General features: G+C 57.4%; 19 protein-coding genes. 15 read left to right on the top strand and 4 right to left on the bottom strand.

What is annotated here, in order from left to right; genetic code table 11:
- Nucleotides 1-15 precede the first annotated feature (15 nt).
- Nucleotides 16-1,146: a mechanosensitive ion channel family protein gene (locus AS89_RS0101805; RefSeq protein ID WP_010130553.1), complete on the top strand. Its 1,131-nt coding sequence runs from the start codon at nucleotides 16-18 to the stop codon at nucleotides 1,144-1,146.
- A 334-nt stretch (nucleotides 1,147-1,480) separates the two neighbouring features.
- On the top strand, nucleotides 1,481-1,696 hold the full coding sequence (locus tag AS89_RS0101800; RefSeq protein WP_010130552.1) for a cold-shock protein: 216 nt from the start codon (nucleotides 1,481-1,483) through the stop codon (nucleotides 1,694-1,696).
- Between the two features lie 206 nt (nucleotides 1,697-1,902).
- On the opposite strand, the gene AS89_RS0101795 is transcribed toward AS89_RS0101800, so the two are convergent.
- The 3 genes from AS89_RS0101795 to mfd all read right to left on the bottom strand — a co-directional run bounded on the left by AS89_RS0101795 (nucleotide 1,903) and on the right by mfd (nucleotide 7,888).
- Nucleotides 1,903-3,138 carry a DUF819 family protein gene (locus AS89_RS0101795; RefSeq protein WP_010130551.1) on the bottom strand — a complete coding sequence of 412 codons (1,236 nt, stop codon included), beginning with the start codon at nucleotides 3,136-3,138 and terminating at the stop codon, nucleotides 1,903-1,905.
- A 104-nt stretch (nucleotides 3,139-3,242) separates the two neighbouring features.
- Nucleotides 3,243-4,244: a lipoprotein gene (locus tag AS89_RS0101790; RefSeq protein ID WP_010130550.1), complete on the bottom strand. Its 1,002-nt coding sequence runs from the start codon at nucleotides 4,242-4,244 to the stop codon at nucleotides 3,243-3,245.
- Between the two features lie 146 nt (nucleotides 4,245-4,390).
- Nucleotides 4,391-7,888, bottom strand: a complete 3,498-nt coding sequence (gene mfd, locus AS89_RS0101785) for a transcription-repair coupling factor (protein WP_050901625.1) — start codon at nucleotides 7,886-7,888, stop codon at nucleotides 4,391-4,393.
- Between the two features lie 349 nt (nucleotides 7,889-8,237).
- On the opposite strand from mfd, the gene AS89_RS0101780 reads away from it, so the two are divergent.
- The 11 genes from AS89_RS0101780 (at nucleotide 8,238) to AS89_RS0101730 (ending at nucleotide 19,359) form a co-directional block, all read left to right on the top strand.
- Nucleotides 8,238-9,701: a glyceraldehyde-3-phosphate dehydrogenase gene (locus tag AS89_RS0101780; RefSeq protein ID WP_081475643.1), complete on the top strand. Its 1,464-nt coding sequence runs from the start codon at nucleotides 8,238-8,240 to the stop codon at nucleotides 9,699-9,701.
- A 504-nt stretch (nucleotides 9,702-10,205) separates the two neighbouring features.
- The gene (locus AS89_RS0101775; RefSeq protein ID WP_010130544.1) at nucleotides 10,206-11,546 is read left to right on the top strand and encodes a Na(+)-translocating NADH-quinone reductase subunit A; all 1,341 of its coding nucleotides are present in this window, start codon (nucleotides 10,206-10,208) and stop codon (nucleotides 11,544-11,546) included.
- Between the two features lie 2 nt (nucleotides 11,547-11,548).
- A complete protein-coding gene (locus AS89_RS0101770; protein WP_010130543.1) occupies nucleotides 11,549-12,760 on the top strand; it encodes an NADH:ubiquinone reductase (Na(+)-transporting) subunit B in 1,212 nt (403 codons plus the stop codon).
- On the top strand, nucleotides 12,753-13,535 hold the full coding sequence (locus tag AS89_RS0101765; RefSeq protein WP_029249703.1) for a Na(+)-translocating NADH-quinone reductase subunit C: 783 nt from the start codon (nucleotides 12,753-12,755) through the stop codon (nucleotides 13,533-13,535). The genes AS89_RS0101770 and AS89_RS0101765 overlap by 8 nt, the downstream gene beginning before the upstream one ends.
- A gap of 4 nt (nucleotides 13,536-13,539) precedes the next feature.
- A complete protein-coding gene (locus AS89_RS0101760) occupies nucleotides 13,540-14,208 on the top strand; it encodes an NADH:ubiquinone reductase (Na(+)-transporting) subunit D (protein WP_010130539.1) in 669 nt (222 codons plus the stop codon).
- Nucleotides 14,209-14,211: 3 nt separating this feature from the next.
- Nucleotides 14,212-14,820 carry an NADH:ubiquinone reductase (Na(+)-transporting) subunit E gene (gene nqrE, locus AS89_RS0101755; RefSeq protein WP_010130538.1) on the top strand — a complete coding sequence of 203 codons (609 nt, stop codon included), beginning with the start codon at nucleotides 14,212-14,214 and terminating at the stop codon, nucleotides 14,818-14,820.
- A gap of 18 nt (nucleotides 14,821-14,838) precedes the next feature.
- A complete protein-coding gene (nqrF, locus tag AS89_RS0101750; RefSeq protein ID WP_010130537.1) occupies nucleotides 14,839-16,062 on the top strand; it encodes an NADH:ubiquinone reductase (Na(+)-transporting) subunit F in 1,224 nt (407 codons plus the stop codon).
- 6 nt (nucleotides 16,063-16,068) lie between these two features.
- Complete coding sequence (locus AS89_RS0101745; RefSeq protein ID WP_100169213.1) at nucleotides 16,069-17,121, top strand: FAD:protein FMN transferase; 1,053 nt, start codon at nucleotides 16,069-16,071, stop codon at nucleotides 17,119-17,121.
- Nucleotides 17,122-17,123: 2 nt separating this feature from the next.
- A complete protein-coding gene (gene nqrM / locus AS89_RS0101740) occupies nucleotides 17,124-17,384 on the top strand; it encodes a (Na+)-NQR maturation NqrM (RefSeq protein ID WP_010130535.1) in 261 nt (86 codons plus the stop codon).
- Between the two features lie 113 nt (nucleotides 17,385-17,497).
- Entirely contained in the window at nucleotides 17,498-18,895 is a 1,398-nt protein-coding gene (gene sthA, locus AS89_RS0101735; protein WP_010130534.1) for a Si-specific NAD(P)(+) transhydrogenase, read from the top strand.
- Nucleotides 18,892-19,359 carry a thioesterase family protein gene (locus AS89_RS0101730; protein WP_010130533.1) on the top strand — a complete coding sequence of 156 codons (468 nt, stop codon included), beginning with the start codon at nucleotides 18,892-18,894 and terminating at the stop codon, nucleotides 19,357-19,359. The genes sthA and AS89_RS0101730 overlap by 4 nt, the downstream gene beginning before the upstream one ends.
- A gap of 123 nt (nucleotides 19,360-19,482) precedes the next feature.
- On the opposite strand, the gene AS89_RS0101725 is transcribed toward AS89_RS0101730, so the two are convergent.
- Complete coding sequence (locus tag AS89_RS0101725) at nucleotides 19,483-19,800, bottom strand: hypothetical protein (protein WP_010130532.1); 318 nt, start codon at nucleotides 19,798-19,800, stop codon at nucleotides 19,483-19,485.
- 252 nt (nucleotides 19,801-20,052) lie between these two features.
- Between AS89_RS0101725 and AS89_RS0101720 the strand changes: the two genes are divergently transcribed.
- Complete coding sequence (locus tag AS89_RS0101720; RefSeq protein WP_010130531.1) at nucleotides 20,053-21,684, top strand: alpha/beta hydrolase; 1,632 nt, start codon at nucleotides 20,053-20,055, stop codon at nucleotides 21,682-21,684.
- Between the two features lie 109 nt (nucleotides 21,685-21,793).
- Entirely contained in the window at nucleotides 21,794-23,035 is a 1,242-nt protein-coding gene (locus AS89_RS0101715; protein WP_010130530.1) for a lipoprotein-releasing ABC transporter permease subunit, read from the top strand.
- The last annotated feature ends 62 nt before the right edge of the window (nucleotides 23,036-23,097 follow it).

Raw genomic sequence — 23,097 nt, 5'->3', positions numbered from 1 at the left:
CATATGGAGTAGTTTGTGGAGTCAGCTAAAGCGTTCTTGCGCTCCCTTGTCGGGGATGACCGCTTCTGGATTGCCGAAATCTTTTTCATTGTTTTGTTTACCGCACTGGCCTCCTGGTTGGTGGGGCGCTTTATTCTCCAGCTTCAGGCGCGGGCAGAGCGCACCGTTAACCCATGGGATGACGCACTCGCTAATTCCATTGACCCACCTGCATCAATTTTGATCTGGCTGTTGGGTTTGTCGGTAGCGGCTGCGCGCACTGCCGCCACCACTGGCTCAGAGCTGCTCTCCTGGCTGGCAGACAAGCCGCGAGCGGTCGGGTTTGTGGTGGTCGTTGCCTGGTTTGGCTTGCGCTTCGCCAAAGAAATTGAGCGGAACCTGGCGGATCCGCGCTATATGCACAAACCGATTGATGCCACCACGGTGCGCGCCATCGGCAAGCTGGTACGCGCCTCCATCATGATCACCGCTGCATTGGTAATCATGCAGCGCCTTGGTTATAGCGTGAGCGGCGTATTGGCAATGGGGGGCATTGGTGGCCTCGCGATCGGTTTTGCGGCGAAGGATCTGCTGGCCAACTTTTTTGGTGGGTTGATGATTTACCTGGATCGCCCGTTTAAGGTCGGCGATTGGGTGCGCTCCCCGGACCAGGAAATTGAGGGGACAGTGGAAGATATTGGCTGGCGCCTGACCCGAATCCGCACCTTCGACAAGCGCCCGCTGTATATTCCGAACGGCACCTTTACCCAGATTTCGGTTGAAAATCCGTCGCGCATGTTGAACCGACGCATCTATGAAACCATTGGCATTCGCTATGAGGATGCGCACTTGATGGAGTCTGTGGTGGGGGAGGTGCGGGCCATGCTCGAGCGGCACCCGGAGATTGATACCAATCAAACGCTTATCGTGAACTTCAATTCGTTTGCGCCATCTTCCCTGGATTTCTTTATCTACACCTTCACCAAGACCACGGAGTGGGTGCGTTACCACGAGATCAAACAGGACGTGCTACTGAAGATCCTCAAAATTATTGAGGCCCAGGGTGCCTCTTGCGCATTCCCAACATCCACATTGCACATTGCGGAGTTGCCAGAACTGGCCATCGCGGACCGCTCTACGGGAGTGGGCGGGCCAGTCGGCGCTTGAGCAGGGTGGCGAGAAGTGCGCAATAGTCAGCTTAGCCACGTACGTTAAATTTCACGTTAGACCCCATGCTGAGCACAGTGTGCCAAGGGATTTGGGACCTTTTGGGCTAATTTGGTGATTTATTGCGCATTGTTGGTGAGAAGTAACATTAATTTCACATGCAAACCTAGACAGTGGCGCAGTTTTATCTAAGAATCGGTAAGGACCTATTCGATACACCGAATGGGTGCTTCGAGAAAGTGTCCGGCCTCGCGGAGGATCGGGCACCTAAATTGGGGTAGGCGAATCGCCCGCAACCAGGGCGAACGCAATAACAATAAAAGAGGTTGGCTTAATGAGTGATCGCGTTACGGGTACTGTGAAGTGGTTTAATAACGCCCGGGGTTATGGTTTTATCACCTGCTCGGAAGGTTCCGAGGATATTTTTGTTCATTACCGCAGCATTCGAGGCGACGGCTACAAGACCTTGAACGAAGGTCAGGCAGTCGAGTTCGAAATGCAACAGGGCGATAAAGGCCTGTTGGCAGAAGACGTGGTTCTCTGCGAGTAATTCGCCAGCCATCTCTGGGTGACTACCGGAATAATTTTCGGCAGCGCACAACGTAAAAGCCCGCCGGGTAATGCTTGTTTGGCATTACCCGGCGGGCTTTTTTATGTCCTACATACTTGCAGAGAGGCACCACGCAATTCACGCGCTGCCTCTCTGTTTGGAGCCTAGGCTATAAGGCGCCTGGGTACATTTCCCCTGAGCCCGCGTCAGCCGGCACCGACGACACGCAGCAATTGGCCGCAGAACCAGGCTGCGTAAGTGCCGAGTGCGTAGCCCATAACCGCAAGCAGTACGCCGACCGGCGCGAGCGACGGGTGGAATGCCGCTGCCACAACCGGAGCCGAGGCCGCACCGCCCACGTTTGCTTGGCTGCCGACCGCCATGAAAAAGAGTGGTGCCTTGATTAGCTTGGCCACTAGAAGCAGCAGGCCTGCGTGTACCGCCATCCAGATCAGGCCGAGCACGAACAGCTCCGGACTGTCGCTCAGCGCGGTAATGTCCATGTGCGTGCCGATGGTCGCAACCAAGAAGTAGATAAAGATCGTGCCGACCTTGGACGCGCCGGCACCTTCCAGCTTTTTCGCCGGAGAGAATGCCATGGCCACGCCAAGCGTCGTGGCAATGATAATCAGCCAGAAAAAAGGACTGGTTAAGCTGAAGCGAGCGAGCTCCGGGGCATTCGCCTGAAACCAGGGGGCGAGGAAGTCTGCACCGGCGTGCGCGATGGCGGTAATGCCAAATCCAACCGCCGCAATAAGCATCAGGTCCTGCACGGTGGGGTTGCGCGCATGCTTGCGCTGCATGGTCTCGACCCGCTCCCTGAGGGTATCGATGGCACTGGTGTCCGCACCAGACTTGGCATCGATTTTCTTCGCATTGCCGGCCATGATCAGCAGTACCGCCATCCACAAGTTGGCGATGATCACATCGACGGCCACCATCGCCGAGAACACCTGTCCACCCACGTCAAACACTTCTTTCATTGCCGCCTGGTTGGCGCCACCGCCAATCCAGCTGCCGGCAACGGTTGTCATGCCGCGCCAGATTGCATCCGGGCCATTGCCATTCAACAGGCCCGGATCAATCGCCGACATTATCAGTAGCGCGATTGGACCGCCGATAACAATACCGAGGGTACCGGTAAGGAACAGGATGAGCGCCTTGGGCCCGAGATTGATAATTCCCTTCAGGTCCACACTCAGGGTGAGCAGCACCAGACTCGCGGGCAGCAGGTAGCGCGACGCAACAAAATACAGGTTCGAGTTGTGCGCATCGATGATATGAAAGGTGGTGAGCAGCGATGGCAGGAAGTAACACAGTAACAGCGCTGGAACAAAGCGGTAAAAGCGTTTCCAGAACCTCTGTTCACTACCCGCGGTATAGAAGACAAAGCCAAGAATGGCGGCAAGTAGACCCAGGATAATGGCGTCATTGGTAATCATTGGATGTCGATCCGTATTATTGTTCGATAAGTTTGCGTTGGGCAGATACGCGGACGGCCCCGTTGGGGGCCGTCCTCGCACATCGCGCCTCGCGCCGATTGCGATTAGTCAGATTGAAGTAGGGGATCCTGCTCTCCATCCTCTGTCTCTTCTACGGTGCGGACCTCGATGAGCACACCCAATTTCGGGTGGTCTATATAGTGCAGCTCGCCACTGCGCAGTCTGCGCTCTTCCTGCAGTACCGCCACTCGCTCTGCGATTTTTTCCATGGGCAATGCCGGGGTGTTTTCCTCTTCGCCAAATGCGGCGAAGTCTGCACTGGTGCTGAATGCATTGTTACTGCTAAAGGAGCTGGTAGGGGAACTGGTAGACGTGTCGGAGACAGATTCAACCGATGCGCCCAGGCCCAGCGGCTCGCTGTCTGCGTCAGCGGCTACCGGTAGCAACGGTGCGCGGGGCTGAGTGGGGACAGCAATACCCCGAGCCGTAGAGTTGTCCTCTGCCTGCGGTGCTTTCTGGTCCCAGCCAGCAGGTTGCAGCGGCTGTTGTTGCGAAAGTTGTTGCGTTATTGGTTGCGGCAGCTGTTGCGCCCACTCGCTAAACCAGAGGTCGGTGCTGAGGTGCAGATATCGAGAAACGCTGATAGTAACGCTGCCTTCCAGCTGGTGGTGGCCATCACTGGCGATGCCACCGTTGATCAGGACTGCCGGTGCATTGCGCTCCGTTTGCAGGACCTGTCGCCAGGTTTTGTGAAACAATACCGAGTACTTGGGGTTGCGGTTAAGGCTGGCGGCCTTGTTGTTCAGCCGATTCGCGGCCGGCTCCAGTGCCGGCAGCAGCGGGTCGGTGGCCGACGCCGAATTGAAGTCCACCCAGTGCTTGTCATAAGCGAGTTTGGGTGTCGCCGGCCAGGTCTCGCGCGAGGCCTGCATACCTTCCTCGCGGGAAAATACGATCATCTCGATTTCAAACTGCGTGCCCGCATACCCGGCTGCTTGGGTCTCGCCGACGCTCAGCGCGGTGCTAAGGGCGAGTAGGGCAGTGGTTGCCAGTCGCTGAAACGGCTTGTTGGGTCTCTCAGTGACCCGGTTTAGAAAGCTGGTCATTATATGTACCGCGTTGGTCTAAGCTGCATTCTCTGGCGGCTTGGGCGCCGGTTCGCCAGCCCAGCAACCGTGCATGTTGCTGGGGAGCTGGCGGATATTTCGGCCATCTTAGCACCCTTTGCGGCCCGGATCTCCGTCGTGTGCCGCTATTGCGACAGCTGTTGCAATACGTCGCTGACCTGCTGCAGACGGTGCTCCGGGCCGCTCTCATCGAGCGCAAAGTTAAGCTGGTTGGCGCCCTGCAATTGGAAGGAGGTAGGGCGGCTCTGCACAAGTTTCACCAGGGTCAGTGGGTCTACCTTCGCGTTGTCGGCAAATTCGATACGCCCGTGGCTGGCAGAGGCCTCCAGCTTGCGAATCCCCATCTGATTGGCGTTGAGCTTGATCTCGGTGATCCGGAATAGGTGCTTCAGCGGCTCCGGCAGCAGCCCGAAGCGGTCGATCATCTCTACCTGCAGCTCCTTCAGTGCGGTCTTGTCTTCCGCATTTGCAATGCGCTTGTACATGATCAGGCGGCTGTGCACGTCGGGCAGATAGTCATCGGGAATCAGTGCCGGTACCCGCAGGTTGACGTCGACGGCAGGTGATTCGAGCGGCTCGTCGATATTCGGCGTGCGTCCTTCGCGAATAGCCTTGACCGCATGGTCCAGCATTTCCATATACAGGTTGAAGCCCACGCTCTGGATCTGGCCGCTTTGCTCTTCGCCCAGGAGCTCTCCCGCACCGCGGATCTCCAGATCATGGGTTGCGAGGGTAAAGCCAGCCCCCAGATCCTGGGCTTCGCTGATCGCCTCGAGGCGCTTCACCGCGTCGCCGGTCATTGCCCGCTTGTTCGGGGTGAGCAAGTAGGCATAGGCCTGGTGGTGGGAGCGGCCTACACGACCGCGCAGCTGGTGTAGCTGCGCCAGACCAAATTTGTCCGCGCGCTCAATCAGGATGGTGTTGGCGCTGGGAATGTCGATACCGGTTTCAATGATGGTGGTACATACCAGAACGTTGAAGCGCTTGTGGTAAAAATCGCTCATTACCTGCTCGAGCTCGCGTTCGCGCATCTGGCCATGGCCAATGCCGATGCGGGCCTCGGGCACCAGCTCCTGAATCTCGCGGGCGATGCGCTCGATGCTCTTCACTTCGTTGTGCAGGAAATAGACCTGACCACCGCGCAGAATCTCCCGCAGAATCGCCTCCTTGATCAGCGCATCGTCGCGCTCGCGCACAAAGGTTTTTACCGACAGGCGGCGCGCCGGCGGGGTGGCGATCACCGACAGGTCGCGAATGCCTGCCATGGCCATATTCAGTGTGCGCGGAATAGGTGTGGCGGTGAGGTTGAGGATGTCGACCTCGGAGCGCAGGCTCTTGAGTTTTTCTTTCTGGCGAACCCCGAAGCGGTGCTCCTCATCGATGATCAACAGTCCCAGGTTTTTAAACTTGAGATCACTTTGCAGCAGCTTGTGGGTGCCGACCAGAATATCGACTTTCCCTTCGGCGATACGCTGTTTAATGGCCTCGACTTCCTTGTTGCTGCGGAAGCGGGAAATTACCTCGATGGAAATAGGCCAGTCCGCAAAGCGATCCTGTAGCGACTGGAAGTGCTGTTGTGCCAGCAGGGTGGTGGGCACCAGCATGGCGACTTGCTTCCCTCCATGCGCGGCCACGAACGCCGCCCGCATGGCCACCTCGGTTTTACCAAAGCCCACATCGCCACACACCAGCCGGTCCATCGGCTTGTCGGACAACATGTCTCCTACCACGGCCTCAATGGCGAGCTGCTGGTCCGGCGTCTCCTCAAACGGGAAGCCGGCGGTGAATTCGCGGTAGGCGAGCCCGGGGTCGCCAAACGCATGGCCAACGCGGGCCTCACGCCGTGCGTAAATATCGAGCAATTCCGCCGCTGCATCGCGGACTTTTTCCGCAGCTCTGCGCTTGGCTTTTTGCCAGGTTTCGCTGCCCAGTTTGTGCAGTGGAGCGAGTTCCTCGTCGGCGCCGGAGTAGCGGCTAATCAGGTGCAGGCTGGCCACCGGCACATACAGCTTGGCGCCATCACCGTATTCCAGGGTCAGAAACTCTGCCGCCTGGCCATCGATATCGAGGCTCTGCAGGCCCTTGTAGCGGCCGACGCCATGATCGATATGCACGACCGGCGCGTTGATGCGCAGCTCCGCCAGGTTTTTAACCGCGTTGTCTGCTTCCTCTTTTGCCTTGCGACGCCGGCGCTGCTGCAGTACCCGGTCGCCAAACAGTTGTGGTTCCGCGATCAGGTTGAGCTGTGGATCGTCAAGCATCAGACCCTGGTCGATAGGGGAGACGGTGATGGCGATTTGATCGTTACCGTCGACAAAGTCCTGCCAGCAGTCGAGCGTTTTCGGCTTCAGGCGAATTCCACTGAGCAGTTCCAGCAGCGCTTCGCGCCGGCCACCGCTTTCCGCACAGAACAGTACGCGGCCCTTGTACTCCATTAAGTAGGCTTCAAGGGCTTTCAGAGGCTGCTCGGACTTGCCATCGACCGGCAAGCTCGGGGGGGTGCCGGTAGCAAAGTTGTAATTACCTTCCGCTTCCGGGAGTGTTTCGTTGGAAAAGAAGGCGCGTGGCAGGTGCTTCAGGGCTCCATAAAACTCGTCCACATTCAGCAGTACCTGGCGCGGTTCCAGAATGGGACGGGTCAGGTCGCCGCGGCGGCTCTCATAGCGGTTTTCCGCTTCGCGCCAGAAGGATTCCACCGGCTGTTTGAGGTCGCCCTGGATAAAGACCTGGCTGCGCTCAGGTAGATAGTCAAACAGGCTTGCGCACTGATCGAAAAACAGCGGCAAATAATATTCGATCCCGGCGGGGGCAATACCCGCACTGATATCCTGATAAATGGATACCGGGCCCGGGTCGCAATCAAACTGCCCGTGCCAGCGCTCGAGAAACTTCGCCAGCGCCAGTTTGTGCATGGGGAATTCGCGCGCGGGGAGCAGGTGGATTTGCTCGACCTTATCGACGGTGCGCTGGTCTTCCGGGTCAAAGGTACGCAGGGATTCAATTTCGTCATCAAACAGATCGATGCGGTAGGGCAGATTGCTGCCCATTGGGAATATGTCCATCAGTGAGCCGCGCACGGCGAATTCGCCATGTTCATACACGGTGTCTACGCAGTGGTAGCCGGCCTGCTCAAGTAGCTTGCGCTGTGCGTTCAGGTCGAACTTCTGGCCTTCCTTCAAAACCAGCGCATTTCCCGCGACATAATCCTTCGGTGCCAGCCGGTGCAACAGAGTGCTCACCGGCACAATGACGATGCCGCTGCCCATCTGGGGCAAGCGATACAGGGTCGCCAGGCGATCCGAGATGATGTCCTGATGGGGAGAGAAGGTGTCGTAGGGCAAGATTTCCCAATCCGGAAACTGGAAGATTTCCAGCGTGCCAGCACCGGTGTGAGCGGTGTCGTCGTCTACTCCATCTCGCCGCGGCTTGTTAAAAAATTTCAGCTGCACCTCAAGTTGATGTGCTTCCTGGCTGTTGCGGGCGATCAGCAGGGTTGGCGCTGGACTCGACTGGGCGGTCTTTAGGATGGCGAGGGCCGCGCTGGCGCCGTGTAGCTGCCCCCAGAATTGGCGGTCATTCTGGCTGCGAAATGCGGGCGGGGACAAAGGGGGGAGCTGACTCATCTTTCCTTATAATTCCGTGCTTTCTGACCGGTGTCGGCCTTGGAGGGCCCGTATTGTAGCGGTGAACCGCCGCCGTTGCAGGTCGGTGTTTTGTGCGCTGGTGGCGGGGGCATTTCCCCGCAGTGATTCGCGAGCGCGACAAGCGCTTTTTGCTGTTTCCGGAATGTAGTTTAACTACAGTTTTTAGGCTGTTTTTTGCTCGGTTGCGCGGCCAGATTTGAATACACATAATTCGCCCGCCTTCCGGTTGGAGGCAGGATTTTGAGCCATTCTTATCATTCAATTGGCCCAAAACACAGCCTGTACTCCGGCCCGGGCAAGACCCAAATTTTACCCTTTGCAGAGGTGTCTGACTGTGACTCAGAAGCGACCGAAGCCCGCTGACTTTTTCAAGGACTGGAAAGCGCGTGAAGCGCTGGCGGAATCCATGATTCCGATGATTGGCAAGCTCAACCGGGAAAGCAACGTCGGCATTTATATGTACGGCAAGAACCTGGTGAACCGCTCCGTTCTCACCATCATGAAGGCGCATCGTTTCGTGCGCCAGGTTGAAGAAAACGAGCTGTCTGAGTTTGAGACCTATCCAGTGCTCGAGGCGATCTGCAAGCTCGACTTGGGTCCGGTGCATATCGACCTGGGTACCCTTACCAACAAATACATGCGCGACGAGCGCGGCCTGTCTATCGAAGACTTCGTGCGCGAAGAGCTTTCCGACGCCGCTGGCGCCCGCAAGCCGCTGCCTGAGTCTCAGGATGTGGTGATCTACGGTTTCGGCCGTATTGGCCGCCTGGTAGCGCGCCTGCTGATCGAAAAGGCGGGCAGTGGCGATGTGCTGCGCCTGCGTGCCATCGTACTGCGTAAAGGCAAGGCGGATAACGACCTGGTCAAGCGCGCCTCGCTGCTGCGCCGCGACTCCGTACACGGCGCCTTCAACGGCACCATTCGTGTAGACGAAGAGACCAGCACGCTGATCTGCAACGGCAACGAAGTGAAGGTCATCTACGCGAACTCTCCGGAGGAGGTGGATTACACCGAGCACGGCATCAACAACGCGCTGATCGTCGACAGTACCGGTGTGTGGCGTGACGAAGCGGGCCTGTCCCAGCACCTGGAGTGCAAAGGTGCCTCCAAGGTGCTGTTGACCGCGCCGGGCAAAGGCGACCTGAAGAATATCGTTTACGGTATCAACAACGACGACATCAAGCCGGAAGACAAGATCCTGTCTGCCGCTTCCTGCACCACCAATGCCATCGTGCCGGTGCTGAAGGCGATGATGGACAAGTTCGGAGTTGAGCACGGTCACGTGGAAACCGTACACGCCTACACCAACGACCAGAACCTGATCGACAACTACCACAAGGGTGAGCGTCGTGGCCGCTCTGCCGCCCTCAACATGGTGTTGACCGAGACCGGTGCTGCCAAGGCGGTATCCAAGGCGCTGCCCGAGCTGAAGGGCAAGCTGACCGGTAACGCGATCCGTGTGCCGACCCCGAACGTGTCCATGGCGATCCTGAATCTGCGCCTGGGTAAAGAGACCACCAAGGAAGAGTTGAATGAGTACCTGCGCGATGTGGCACTCCACTCGCCGCTGCGTCAGCAGATCGACTTCACCAATTCGCCGGAAGTGGTTTCCAGTGATTTCGTGGGCTCCCGCCGCGCCTGCGTATTTGACTCTACCGCCACCATTGTCGAAGACGACAACGCGGTGCTGTACTGCTGGTATGACAACGAGTTCGGCTACAGCTGCCAGGTGGTGCGTTGTCTGGAGGATATGGCGGGCGTGCGTTACGAGCTGTTCCCAAAGAAGGACTGAGCTCGACGCATGAGTCATCGGGATTGATCTGTCCGATCACAGGTTGACCAGTTTGATCCCGCGCCACCCCGGCTGCAATGGCCGGCGGTGGCGCCTCCAACTAAAGTCTTTGTTTTTTCAGCAAAAATTTCCTCATCTGGGGCCTATTTGACCCCATCTGCTCTGGTAAACCCACTGTACGATCCTTATAATGCGCGCGATTTTGCGGGGCTGCCGTGTGCCGGGAAATTGACGCAAAGACTGCGCCTTGTGAAGGCAATTGCAGTGCGTTGCTCCCGGACTCTGAGTCATATCTTCATATCACCTGGGGTGCCGACCGGCGATGTCCGTCGGGCTTGAAGCTGCTGATTAGTGGCTACTCTGTACAGAGTTCACCTCAAGGCTTGTGTCAGGCTCAAATTGGCCTAAGCCCCCGCGCAAAGGTTTCTTCTTATCCGGGCCCAAAAGGTCCAGAAATTTTTACAACTTACTAAATCTACCAACTTAGAACTTAGGCACAGGCGTATGAGAAAGATCCGTCGGGGATTGGATTTACCCATATCCGGCGCGCCCGAGCAGGTCATCCACGATGGCCCTGCAGCCAAGACTGTTGCGGTGGTTGGTCCCGATTACAACGGGATGAAGCCCACCATGGCAGTTGCGGAAGGGGATAGCGTCAAACTCGGACAATTGCTGTTCACTGACAAGAAGACGGACGGTGTACGCTATACCGCTCCGGCTGCGGGCCGCGTAGTAGCGGTTAACCGTGGCGTGCGTCGTGTACTGCAATCCGTAGTGATTGAAGTGGAAGGCGATGAAGCCGAGCAGTTTGCCAGCTACAGCGCTGACCAGCTGGCCGGCCTGACCGCAGAGCAGGTACGTGAGAACCTGGTGGAGTCCGGTATGTGGACTGCACTGCGCACGCGCCCGTTCAGCAAGGTTCCGGCTCTGGATGCCCAGCCTTCGGCCATCTTCATCAATGCTATGGATACCAATCCGCTGGCAGCCGATCCGGTTGTAGTGATTGCCGAGCAGCGTGAAGCCTTTGCACAGGGTGTTGAAATCCTGTCCAAGCTGGCTGAGAAAACCTTCGTCTGCACCGCCCCGGACGCCGATATCCCGGTGCCGAGCGTTGCGAGCGTACAGCGCGAAGCCTTTGCTGGACCGCACCCTGCCGGTTTGGCTGGTACCCACATCCATTACCTGCATCCGGTGAGCGCCGGCCGCCAGGTATGGACCATTGGCTACCAGGACGTGATTGCCGTGGGCAAGCTGTTCGAAACCGGCAAGTTGTTCACCGATCGCGTCGTTGCTTTGGGTGGCCCGCGCGTCACCAAGCCGCGCCTGCTGCGCACCCGCCTGGGTGCAGATCTGACAGCGCTGACCGCTGGCGAGATCGAAGGCTCCGATAACCGTGTAGTCTCCGGCTCCGTGTTCGGCGGTCGTACCGCGAGCGGCCCGCTGGGTTACCTCGGTCGCTACCACAATCAGGTGACTGTGCTGGAAGAGGGCCGCGAGCGCCCGATGCTGCACTACTTCACCCCGGGTGCGAACCGCTTCTCTGCGCTGCCGATTTACCTCAGCCACTTTATGAAGCGCAAGCTGTTCAACTTCACCACCAGTGCCAACGGCTCTGAGCGTGCGATGGTGCCGATCGGTGCCTACGAGCGTGTTATGCCGCTGGACGTGCTGCCGACTCAGCTGCTGCGTGCACTGATCGTGGGTGATACCGCGACTGCCCAACAACTGGGTGCGCTGGAGCTGGACGAAGAAGACCTGGCTCTGTGTACCTTTATTTGTCCGGGCAAGTATGAGTACGGTCCCATTTTGCGGGATAACCTGACCCGTATTGAGAAGGAGGGGTAAGGATGTTGCGCAAATTCCTCGATTCCATCGAGCCGCAGTTCCACAAGGGCGGCAAATACGAAAAGTACTACGCGCTGTACGAAGCGATTGATACTGGCCTGTTCCAGCCCAACGATCGCACCAAGACCACCGCGCACGTGCGCGACGGTATTGACCTGAAGCGCATCATGATCACCGTGTGGGCCTGCGCCATGCTGGCGGCCTTCTTTGGTATGTGGAATATCGGCTACCAGGCCAATACCATCATCGCCAACACCGGTGCTACTGAGTTCGAAGGCTGGCGCCACGCCATTATTGGCGCACTGACCAGCTACAACGCTGCAAGCATCTGGGACAACATTGTCTACGGTGCCATGTACTTCCTGCCGATTTATATCGTGACGTTCATCGTCGGCGGTATCTGGGAAGTCCTGTTTGCCGCAGTGCGTGGCCACGAAGTAAACGAAGGTTTCTTCGTGACTTCTATCCTGTTCGCATTGAGCTGTCCGCCCGACCTGCCGCTGTGGCTGGTTGCGATGGGTATCAGCTTCGGTGTGGTGATCGGTAAAGAAGTTTTCGGTGGTACCGGTAAAAACTTCCTTAACCCGGCACTGACCGGCCGTGCCTTCCTGTACTTTGCCTACCCGGCGTCCATGTCTGGCGACATGGTATGGACCGCGGTGGATGGCTACACCGGCGCGACCGCGTTGTCTGTGCTGGCCAGCGAAGGCGTACAGAGTGGTGTGGTAAATGCTGCTGCCGGTCCGCTGACCTGGTGGGATGCGTTCTTCGGTAACATGCACGGCTCCATCGGTGAGACCTCCACCTTTGTGATCCTGATTGCCGGCATCATCCTGATGAGCATGCGCATTGCCAGCTGGCGTATCGTTGCCGGCACCTTGCTGGGCATGATGGCGACGGCCACGTTGTTCAATCTCATTGGCTCCGAAACCAACCCGTTCTTCAGTGTGCCCTGGTACTGGCACCTGGTTGTGGGCGGTTTCGCGTTTGGTCTGATCTTCATGACCACTGATCCGGTGTCTGCCGCAATGACCAACCAGAGTCGTTGGTACTACGGCATCCTGATCGGTGTTATGACCGTCCTGATTCGTGTCGTGAACCCCGCCTTCCCGGAAGGCATCATGTTGGCGATCCTGTTCTCCAACCTGTTCGCGCCGCTGTTTGACCACTTTGTGGTGCAGTCCAATATCAAACGGAGGTTGGCACGTGGCTAATAAAGATTCCGTCAAGGGAACGATGATCGTAGCGCTGGTGCTATGTATTGTCTGTTCCGTCATCGTCTCCACCGCTGCGGTGATGCTGAAGCCGATGCAGCAGGCAAATGCTGCATTGGACCTGAAGCGCAACGTACTGTTGGCGGGTGACCTGATCGATCCGAACAAAGCCGGTAAGGCTGCGGTCGAGGCTGCGTTTGATAACGTCACCATCAAGTACGTGGATCTGCGCACTGGTAAATTCACCGACGAAGCCCCTGCGGGTGGCAGTGGTCGTGCGGCAGCGAAAATTCCGTCTGCCAGCGACAAGCTGACTCCAGAGCAGGATATCGCCAAGATCATTCGCCGTGAGCACATCAAAGAGGTGTACCTGGTCGAAGACAATGGCGAGCTGCAGAAGATCATTCTTCCTGTGCGTGGTTACGGTCTGTGGGGCCAGCTGTACGGCTTCCTCGCGCTGCAGAACGACCTGAACACCGTTGCCGGCCTTGGCTTTTACGAGCATAAGGAAACTCCGGGGCTGGGTGGTGAAGTGGACAACCCCAACTGGAAAGCGATTTGGGAAGGTAAGCAAGCTTACGCCCCAGATGGTGAAGTTGCCTTGAGCGTGATCAAGGGCAGTGTTGACAAGAACACTCCGAACGCCGAGTACAAGGTCGATGGCCTGTCCGGTGCAACCCTGACCAGTAAGGGTGTCGATAACCTGATCGAGTTCTGGCTCGGTGGTGAAGGTTACGGTCCCTTCCTGAAAAACCTGAAAGCAGGGGAGGCGTAATAAGATGAAACTTAAAGATACTCTGCTTGAGCCAATCTTTACCAATAACCCCATCGCGCTGCAGATCCTGGGTATCTGCTCCGCACTGGCGGTAACCAGCTCCCTGAAAGTGACGCTGGTAATGTGTGTGGCACTGACCGTTGTTGTGTGCTGCTCCAACGTGCTGGTATCCCTGATCCGCACCCAGATTCCAAACAGCATTCGTATCATCGTGCAGATGACCGTGATTGCTTCTCTGGTAATTCTGGTTGACCAGGTGATCAAGGCGCTGGCGTACGACATCTCCAAGCAGCTGTCGGTATTCGTTGGTCTGATTATCACCAACTGTATCGTGATGGGCCGCGCGGAAGCGTTCGCCATGAAGCATGGTCCCAAAGAAAGCTTCTTCGACGGTCTGGGCAATGGCCTGGGCTACAGCGTAATCCTGATCGCGCTGGCCGTTGTACGTGAGCTGTTCGGTGCTGGCACCCTGTTCGGTTACCCGATCCTCGAGACCATCAACAATGGTGGCTGGTATGTGCCGAATGGCATGCTGCTGTTGCCGCCGAGTGCATTCTTCCTGATCGGCCTGTTCATCTGGGCGATCCGTACCTGGAAGCCTGCGCAGGTGGAAGAGGACGAGTTCAAGATTGCGCCGAACTCCAAAGTATTACCGGCGCAGCAGGAGGCCTGATCGATGGAACATTATATTTCTCTGATTATCCGCGCCATCTTTGTTGAAAACATGGCGTTGGCCTTCTTCCTCGGGATGTGTACCTTCCTCGCGGTTTCCAAGAAGGTAGATGCGGCGCTTGGCCTGGGTATCGCGGTTATCGTGGTACTCACCATCACCGTACCGGTCAACAACCTGATCTACACCTACCTGCTGAAGGACGGTGCGCTCGCTTGGGCTGGCTACCCCGATGTAGACCTCAGCTTCCTGGGCCTGCTCTCCTACATTGGCGTAATTGCGGCATTGGTACAGATCCTGGAAATGTTCCTGGATAAGTATGTACCGGCGCTTTACAACGCCCTGGGTGTATTCCTGCCTCTGATCACCGTGAACTGTGCCATCCTGGGTGCGTCTCTGTTCATGGTAGAGCGCGAATACAACTTCGGTGAGAGTGTTGCTTACGGCCTTGGTGCTGGTATTGGCTGGGCACTGGCGATCACCGCACTGGCCGGTATTCGCGAAAAACTTAAGTACAGTGATGTTCCCAATGGCCTGAAAGGCCTGGGTATCACCTTTATCACCGTTGGTCTGATGTCTCTTGGCTTCATGTCCTTCGGCGGTATCGATATCTAATCGGGGGAGCGCAATACGATGAATCTGGAAATTATTCTCGGCGTTGCGATGTTTACCGTCATCGTGCTGGCACTGGTGGCGGTTATCCTCGCGGCCCGTTCTCGCCTGGTAAACACCGGTGACGTAAACATCCTGGTAAACGGTGAGAAGACCCTCACCGTGCCTGCCGGTGGCAAGCTTCTGCAAACCCTGGCGGCAAACAACCTGTTCTTGGCTTCCGCCTGTGGTGGTGGTGGTTCCTGCGCGCAGTGTACCTGCGTGGTGAAAGAGGGTGGCGGTGACATGCTGCCAACCGAAGCGGCCCACTTCACCCCGCGTGAAGCGAAAGAAGGCAAGCGCCTTTCCTGTCAGGTTGCCGTTAAGCAGGACATGGAAATTGAAGTGCCTGAAGAGGTGTTTGGTGTGAAGCAGTGGGAATGCACTGTGGAATCCAACCCGAACGTGGCAACTTTCATTAAAGAACTGACCCTGAAGCTGCCAGAAGGCGAAAACGTTGACTTCCGTGCCGGTGGTTACGTACAGCTGGAAGCGCCAGCGCATCACGTGAAATTCTCCGATTTCGACATCGAAGAAGAGTACCGCGGTGACTGGGAGCACTTTGGCTTCTTCAAGCTGGAGTCCAAGGTTACCGAGCCTGTGGTTCGCGCCTACTCCATGGCGAACTACCCGGAAGAGAAGGGCGTTGTTAAGTTCAACATCCGTATCGCTACTCCGCCGCCGCGTACCGAAGGTATTCCACCGGGCCAGATGTCTTCCTACGTCTTCAACCTGAAGCCGGGTGACACCATGCGCGTTTACGGTCCTTTCGGTGAGTTCTTCGCCAGAGATACCGACAACGAAATGGTCTTTATTGGTGGTGGTGCCGGTATGGCGCCGATGCGTTCCCACATCTTCGACCAGCTGAAGCGTCTGCACTCTACCCGCAAGATCAGCTTCTGGTACGGTGCGCGTTCTCTGCGCGAGATGTTCTACGAGGACGACTACAACGGCCTGCAGGAAGAGTTCGATAACTTCCAGTGGCACATCGCCCTGTCTGATCCGCAGCCGGAAGACAACTGGGAAGGCTATACAGGCTTCATCCACAACGTGGTGTACGAAAACTACCTGAAGGACCATCCGGCTCCGGAAGACTGTGAGTACTACATGTGTGGGCCGCCCATGATGAACGCGGCGGTGATCAATATGCTGAAAGATCTGGGCGTAGAGGATGAAAACATCCTGCTCGACGACTTCGGTGGTTGATCCAGCATGATTGGAAGTCTCAGCACCTCCACAAAAACAGGGCCGATGTTTTCGGCCCTGTTTTTGTTTGTGCTTCTTGTGCTCGTCGGCTGCGCACAGGAGCAAGAGGAACCAACGACCTGGAAGCTGTCTGGCCCCACCATGGGCACCTTCTACCACATCACTGTGGTGGATGTGCCGGCAGGATTGGATCAGGCAGAATTGAAATCCGCCGTAGACGCAGAGCTCGCGGCGGTGAACCAGGAAATGTCGACCTACATTCCCGATTCCGAGTTGATGCGGGTAAACGCCGGCCCGGTGGCAGAACCCGTAAAACTGTCGCAAAACCTTGCACTGGTGATGCGCGATTCGCTGGAAATCTATCGCAACAGCGGTGGTGCTTTCGATGTCACCGTTGGACCACTGGTCAATCTTTGGGGGTTCGGCCCGAGCCCGGAGCCTGAGGTAGTGCCGTCTGACGAGCAAATTGACGCCGCGCGTGAGAAAATAGGCTCCGATGCCCTGTTACTGGACGGTCAGGTGCTGACCCGTAGCCGCCCGGTGCAGATTGACCTGTCAGCCATCGCCAAAGGGCACGGTGTGGATCGTGTGGCGGATCTACTGGTCCAAAAGGGTATAGGCAATTTTCTGGTCGAAGTGGGCGGTGAATTGCGTACCGCCGGGGTCAATCCGGCAGGCGCTACCTGGCGCATCGGTATTGAACGACCAGCTGCTGGTCAGGTCGTGCAGAAGCCCATTAAGGTGAGTGGTAAAGGTATCGCGACATCCGGTGATTACCGCAATTATTACGAGCGAGACGGCAAGCGTTATGCACATACGCTGGATCCGCGCACCGGCCGCCCGGTCGAGCATCAATTGGCATCGGTAACGGTAATCGCGGAATCCTGTGCACTGGCCGATGGCTACGCCACGGCGCTCAATGTGATGGGTGCAGAGGCCGCGTTAAAATTAGCGGAAGAGTTGCAGCTTGCAGTTTTTCTGTTGGTGAAAACAGAGTCCGGGTTTGAAGAGCGTTCAAGCAGCGCGTTTAAGCCTTATCTTGAGAGTCAGGGGAGGTAACCGTGACGATTTATATTTTGGCATTCTTCATCATGCTGTTGCTGGTTGCCGGCATGGCGATTGGCGCGATTGTTCAAAACAAGCCGCTGAAGGGTACCTGCGGTGGCCTGAACAAAATCGGTATGAAAAAAGACTGTGAGGTTTGCGGCGGCGACGACGATGAATGCGAAAAAGAGCAGGAGCGCCAGCGTCAGGCTGCGCTGAAGCAGACTGCAGCAGCCGACCTTGCCTACGACGCTACCGCCAAGCGCACCGACAAGTAAGGTGTGCAGCGCGCTTCCATCGTTGAAGCGCGCAACCGAACAGAGAGTGGCAGCGGAACGCTGGCTGCTCTCGGCGTAAGATAGAAATTAAGAAAATCGAAGAAAGCATTTCAATGGCAGATTCTAAGTACGATCTGGTTGTGATTGGTTCTGGCCCCGCAGGTGAAGCGGCGGCCATGAGCGCGGCAAAGAAAGGCCTGCGCGCTGCAGTGATTGAGCGCCGCTCCGCCGTCGGTGGTAACTGTACCCACAAAGGTACGATTCCATCCAAGGCGTTACGTCACTCGGTAAAACAGTTGATGCGTTACAACACGCAAAGTGTTTTCCGTGCACTGGGTGAGCCGCGCCGGCTGACCTTCCCGCAGGTGATGCGTACGGTAAACAAAGTCATCAACTACCAGGTTGAGATGCACACCAGTTTCTACGCCCGCAACCGTGTGGACCTGATTTCTGGCGAAGCCAAGTTCCTGGACGAGAACCGGGTAGAAGTGCAACTCGCCGACGGCGCCAAGGAAATTCTCACCTCCGAGAAGTTTGTGGTTGCCACCGGCTCGCGCCCGTATCGCCCTGCCGACGTGGACTTTGATCACCCGCGGGTTTATGACAGCGATACCATCCTGGATATGGAGCACACCCCGCAGGCAATCATCATCTATGGTGCCGGCGTAATTGGTTGTGAGTACGCCTCTATTTTTGCTGGGTTGGGCGTCAAAGTTGACCTGATCAACAGCCGTGAGCACCTGCTGGAATTCCTCGACGACGAAATCTCTGACGCACTGAGTTACCACCTGCGCGACATGGGCGTTACCGTGCGTCACCGTGAAGAGTACGCCAAGGTGACCGGTAGCAACCGTGGTGTCGTGATGGAAATGCAATCGGGCAAGAAGATTTCTGCCGATGCGTTGCTGTGGTGTAACGGCCGTTCCGGTAATACCACCGATCTTGGCCTGGAGAACGTCGGCCTGGAAGCGAACCATCGCGGCCAGCTCGCCGTGGACGAGCATTACTGCACCGCAGTGGACAATATCTTTGCGGTTGGTGATGTAATCGGCTGGCCGAGCCTGGCGTCCGCATCCTACGATCAGGGTAGGGCGGTGGCAGCCGCAGTTGTGGGCCGCGGCCACCGGGTTATCGAAGATGCGCCGACCGGTATTTATACGCTGCCAGAAATTTCTTCCGTCGGTAAGACCGAGTCCGAGCTGACCAGTGCCAAAGTGCCTTACGAAGTAGGCCGCGCACTGTTCAAGCATACGGCACGTGCACAGATTTCGGGTGAGCGTGTGGGTATGCTGAAGATCCTGTTCCATATCGAGACGCACGAAATCCTGGGCATCCATTGTTTTGGTGCGGAGGCCGCAGAAATCGTGCACATTGGTCAGGCGATCATGAAACAGCCTGCGCCAAACAACACCATCGATTTCTTCGTGAATACCACGTTTAACTATCCGACCATGGCAGAGGCGTATCGCAGTGCCGCCCTAGATGGACTCAACCGAGTAATGCGTCTGTGACGGAACCATCCCCCGCGGAGTTTCGAGGTCTGGTAGAGGGCATCTTTGAACAGGTGCCTTTTGTGCGTGAAATTGGTCTTGCTCTGCATGATTTCAATTTTGCCGAGCAGACCCTTTCCGGAAAATTCGTCACCAAGCCCGAGCTGATCGGTAACCACTTTCAGAATATTCTGCACGGTGGTGTGATCGCCACGGCGCTGGACACCGTGGGAGGCTTTACCGCGATGGTGGCCGCGTATCAGCGTATGGGTGGGGCGATCGACTGGGATGAAAAGGTCCAGCGCTTGATGCGGCTCGGTACCGTGGATATGCGCGTGGATTATTTGAAGCCCGGTCGCGGCGAAGAGTTCATCTGCGAGGGATCCGTCTTGCGGGTCGGCAACAAACTGGTGGTGACGCGCATGGAATTGCGCAATGAGAAGGAAGAGCTGATTGCCACGGGCACAGCCACATTCCTCTATTAGTACGCTGTAGTACGTGAAACCGCCGTTTGCGGACACAAAAAACGCGCTGACCGTTAAGTGAGCGCGTTTTTTTATGCCTGCTGTTTGAGGCCTCGGCGTAATCACCGGGCCATAAGCGCTGGCTTAGCTACCGTGCTTCTTGGCCACGGTGTGCAGCACACGGTCGTGCTCAAAGTAGACAAAAAAGTCAGCGTACTCCCAGCGCGTGATGGCTGGCTCGCCTACCGGGCCCTGAATATTGATCGGTTCGCCAATCTCCTGGGTCACCTGTTCCTGCTTCTTGCCGCGCAGTTGGCCGGCTTCTTCTACATAGCCCTGTTCGCCCACGGGCACCTCAACGGTCTCAGCTTGGGTCAATGCGGCGGTAAAGAGTGCGGCGCCCGCCAGGCCGGCGAAGCACACGTTGCGCATCAGGTGTTGCATTTTGGTGGTTGAGAACATGTTCGGCTCTCCGCTCTGCTTATTTGAGTTGTTATGAATTAAACCAGATATTGTGCCGAAACACGCGGCTTTCTTCACATAATTCTGCACGCTTGTTCACGCCCGAGATGCTTTCTGCATTCCTCAGCCGGTTCCGCGGTTTATCCCGGTGCAGTCGCCAGCGTCAGCGCGCAAGATCGGCGGCGCAGTCGGCGCAAATTACCGCCCGTGTGCTAGTCTAATTCTTGATCAAGGATAACCGGACAGTCACGGATGCGGATCCCGCACTTTCTCTCCACAGGTGGTCTGCTGCTCGGCACAACGTTTTTCGCGTTGTCGCTGACCCCCTCGTTGATTCCGCGGGAGGGGATTACCCAGGGTGTAATATCGGGCGCGGCACTGGCGGCTGGTTATGGCGTGGGCGTGTTCCTCACCTGGTTGTGGCGCTTTCTGGAGTTGCCTTCACTATCCGAGCGTACGCGTAGCCCTCTGCACTGGGTGATTGGCGGGCTTTGTTCGTTGCTGGCGCTCGGTTTCCTGTGGCGTGCTGCACACTGGCAGAATACCGTGCGCGAGCTGATGGGGCTCGAGGTGGCGCCCACGGTGCGGCCATTCGTTATCGCACTCGTGGCGGTGCTGGTATTTGCCGTATTCCTGCTGATTGCCAAGCTCTTCAAGCGGCTATTCCGCTTTCTTTCCATCAAGTTTCAGCGGCGGGTACCCCGTCGAATCGCCACTATTTTGGCATTGTGCGGTGCCTTTGCCTTGTTCTGGGCGGTTTTCAATAATCTCGTGCTGACCACGGTACTGCAGCAGGTGGACCGTATCTACCAGCGCCTGGATGCGCGGGTGGCGCCGGAAATGGATGCACCGACCGGCAAGCTGGATCCCGGTGGGCCGGATTCACTGGTGCGCTGGCAAGACATGGGACACCAGGGGCGGCGTTATCTCGCGTTGCGCCCCAAAGCGAAAGACATTGCCGAGGTTACGGGCACTGCCAAAGACCCGATCCGCGTCTACGTGGGCCTCAACGCGGCGGATTCACCGGAGCAGCGGGCCTCGCTGGCGCTAGAGGAGCTGAAGCGGGTAGGGGGCTTCGAGCGCAGCTACCTGCTATTGATCACACCCACCGGCACCGGCTGGGTGGACCCGGGCGCGATCAACGCCCTCGAATACCTGCTGGGCGGGGATGTCGCCAGTGTCGCAGCCCAGTACTCCTACCTGCCGAGCCCCATCGCGTTGATGACGCAAGACGCCTACGGGCGTGAGACGGCCCGTGCCGCATTTGAGGCGGTATACCGCTACTGGAGTGGCCTGCCCGAGGCGAGCCGCCCCAGGTTGTACCTGTTTGGCTTGAGCCTGGGGGCACTGAACTCCGACCGCTCGTTCGACTTCTACGACATTATCGACGACCCCTTCCACGGTGCCCTGTGGACCGGCCCCCCGTTCCGTAGCGATACCTGGCGCTTGGTAACCGCCGAGCGCGATGAAGGCTCTCCCGCCTGGCTGCCCCAATTCCGCGAGGGCGCGGTGGTGCGCTTCGGCAATCATTACGAGGGCTACGATAGCGGCGAGGCCGAGTGGGGCAAGTTCCGCATCGCGTACCTGCAACACGGCAGTGACCCCATCGTGTTCTTCGACCCGGCAGCGGCGTATCGGGAACCGGACTGGATGAAGCAACCGCGGGCGCGGGATGTTTCCCCGGATCTCAACTGGTACCCGATTGTGACCATGCTGCAGCTCGCCATGGATATGCACGCGGGGATTGCCCCCATGGGGTTTGGCCACAGTTATGCGCCGGCAGATTATGTGCGCGCCTGGCATGCGCTGATTGCGCCGCCAGGGTGGGATAAAGACAAGCTCGAGAAACTGAATAAACACTTGCTGAAATGGAATCCTCGCTGAGCCTTGGCGTCTAACCGGGTAATGGCGAGTAATGCGCAGCCGCTGGAACAGCGGCAATATGCGCGTAAATACTTGGATTTCTTGGCGTTTTTCCGCTTAAATCACCCTCATGATAAAACCCGTCCCCCTCTATATTGGCCTTCGCTACGTGGCCGCCCGCCGGCGTCAGCAGTTCATCTCCTTTATCAATGGCTTCTCCCTGCTGGGAATGGCGTTGGGGGTATTGGCGTTGATCGTGGTCACTTCGGTAATGAACGGCTTCGATCGCGAGCTGAAAACCCGCATCCTGTCGGTCGTGCCCCACGGTTTCGTGGTGCAGGAAGAGGGCCTGCAGGAGTGGCCGACAGTGGCGGCGCAGCTTAAGCAGCAGCCGCATGTGCAGGCAGCCAGCCCATTCGTGCGCGGTTTTGCATTACTCGGCGCCAACAACCAGTCCCAGGGGGTGGAGTTCCAGGGTGTCGATCCGCAAGCGTTGCGTGAGGTCTCTGCGGTGGGCGAGCACATGATGATGGGCAGCCTGGATGCACTTGAATCCCGCAGTTACAACATCGTGCTTGGGCGGATTCTCGCTCGTCAGCTGGGTGTGATTCCCGGCGACAGTGTCATTCTCACTCTGCCGGAAGTGGTCATTACGCCCGCCGGTATCTTCCCCCGCACCAAGCGCTTTACCGTGGCCGGTGTCTTCTCCGTGGGTGCGCAGGTCGACCAGAATATGGCGTTGATGCATCTCGACGATGCCGCGCGCCTGCTGCGTATGCCGGGCAAAGTGCAGGGGCTACAGCTGAAGTTTGACGACATGAACAATGCCCTCGGGCGGGTAGAGGGCTACGCCAGCGCGCTGGGCGAAGGTTTCTCTGGTGAAGACTGGAGCCACTCCCAGGGCAGCCTGTTCCAGGCGGTAAAAATGGAAAAAACCGTGGTTACCCTGATGCTGATGATCATCGTCGCGGTAGCTGCATTCAATATTGTTTCCGCATTGGTGCTGATGGTTGCCGACAAACGTTCGGACATCGCCGTACTGCGTACCCTCGGGCTTACCTCGCGGCAGATCATGGCCGTGTTCGTAGTGCAGGGCAGCGCCATCGGTATTATCGGTGCGCTGGTCGGTGGTTTGTTGGGTACGCTGATCGCACTGAACCTGACCGACCTGGTCTCCTGGATCGAGCAGATTGTGGGCGCCCAGATTTTTGATCCGCGGGTATTCTTTGTCAGCTTCCTGCCGTCGGAATTTCGCACCGGCGATGCGGTGATGGTGCTGAGCGCGGCAATTATTATGAGCCTGCTGGCGACCTTGTTCCCGGCGTGGCGAGCAGCGCAAATCGAGCCGGCAGAAGCGCTGCGTTACGAATAAGTTGATTTGAATAGGCCGCTCAGCAATGAGCGCCATAAATAGCTTGATCGGTAGCTTGAACG

The sequence above is a fragment of the Microbulbifer agarilyticus S89 genome (assembly GCF_000220505.1).
GTDB lineage: Bacteria > Pseudomonadota > Gammaproteobacteria > Pseudomonadales > Cellvibrionaceae > Microbulbifer > Microbulbifer agarilyticus_B.
Note: the sequence above shows the minus strand (reverse complement) of the source record. Positions and strands in the feature narration are given on the sequence as shown.

Excerpts from the sequence above, each read along its gene's own strand:
- AS89_RS0101800 (WP_010130552.1), top strand. The coding sequence starts at position 1,481 with ATGAGTGATCGCGTTACGGGTACTGTGAAGTGGTTTAATAACGCCCGG.
- AS89_RS0101795 (WP_010130551.1), bottom strand. The coding sequence starts at position 3,138 with ATGATTACCAATGACGCCATTATCCTGGGTCTACTTGCCGCCATTCTT.
- AS89_RS0101790 (WP_010130550.1), bottom strand. The coding sequence starts at position 4,244 with ATGACCAGCTTTCTAAACCGGGTCACTGAGAGACCCAACAAGCCGTTT.
- mfd (WP_050901625.1), bottom strand. The coding sequence starts at position 7,888 with ATGAGTCAGCTCCCCCCTTTGTCCCCGCCCGCATTTCGCAGCCAGAAT.
- AS89_RS0101775 (WP_010130544.1), top strand. The coding sequence starts at position 10,206 with ATGAGAAAGATCCGTCGGGGATTGGATTTACCCATATCCGGCGCGCCC.
- AS89_RS0101770 (WP_010130543.1), top strand. The coding sequence starts at position 11,549 with ATGTTGCGCAAATTCCTCGATTCCATCGAGCCGCAGTTCCACAAGGGC.
- AS89_RS0101760 (WP_010130539.1), top strand. The coding sequence starts at position 13,540 with ATGAAACTTAAAGATACTCTGCTTGAGCCAATCTTTACCAATAACCCC.
- nqrE (WP_010130538.1), top strand. The coding sequence starts at position 14,212 with ATGGAACATTATATTTCTCTGATTATCCGCGCCATCTTTGTTGAAAAC.
- nqrF (WP_010130537.1), top strand. The coding sequence starts at position 14,839 with ATGAATCTGGAAATTATTCTCGGCGTTGCGATGTTTACCGTCATCGTG.
- AS89_RS0101745 (WP_100169213.1), top strand. The coding sequence starts at position 16,069 with ATGATTGGAAGTCTCAGCACCTCCACAAAAACAGGGCCGATGTTTTCG.
- sthA (WP_010130534.1), top strand. The coding sequence starts at position 17,498 with ATGGCAGATTCTAAGTACGATCTGGTTGTGATTGGTTCTGGCCCCGCA.
- AS89_RS0101725 (WP_010130532.1), bottom strand. The coding sequence starts at position 19,800 with ATGTTCTCAACCACCAAAATGCAACACCTGATGCGCAACGTGTGCTTC.
- AS89_RS0101720 (WP_010130531.1), top strand. The coding sequence starts at position 20,053 with ATGCGGATCCCGCACTTTCTCTCCACAGGTGGTCTGCTGCTCGGCACA.
- AS89_RS0101715 (WP_010130530.1), top strand. The coding sequence starts at position 21,794 with ATGATAAAACCCGTCCCCCTCTATATTGGCCTTCGCTACGTGGCCGCC.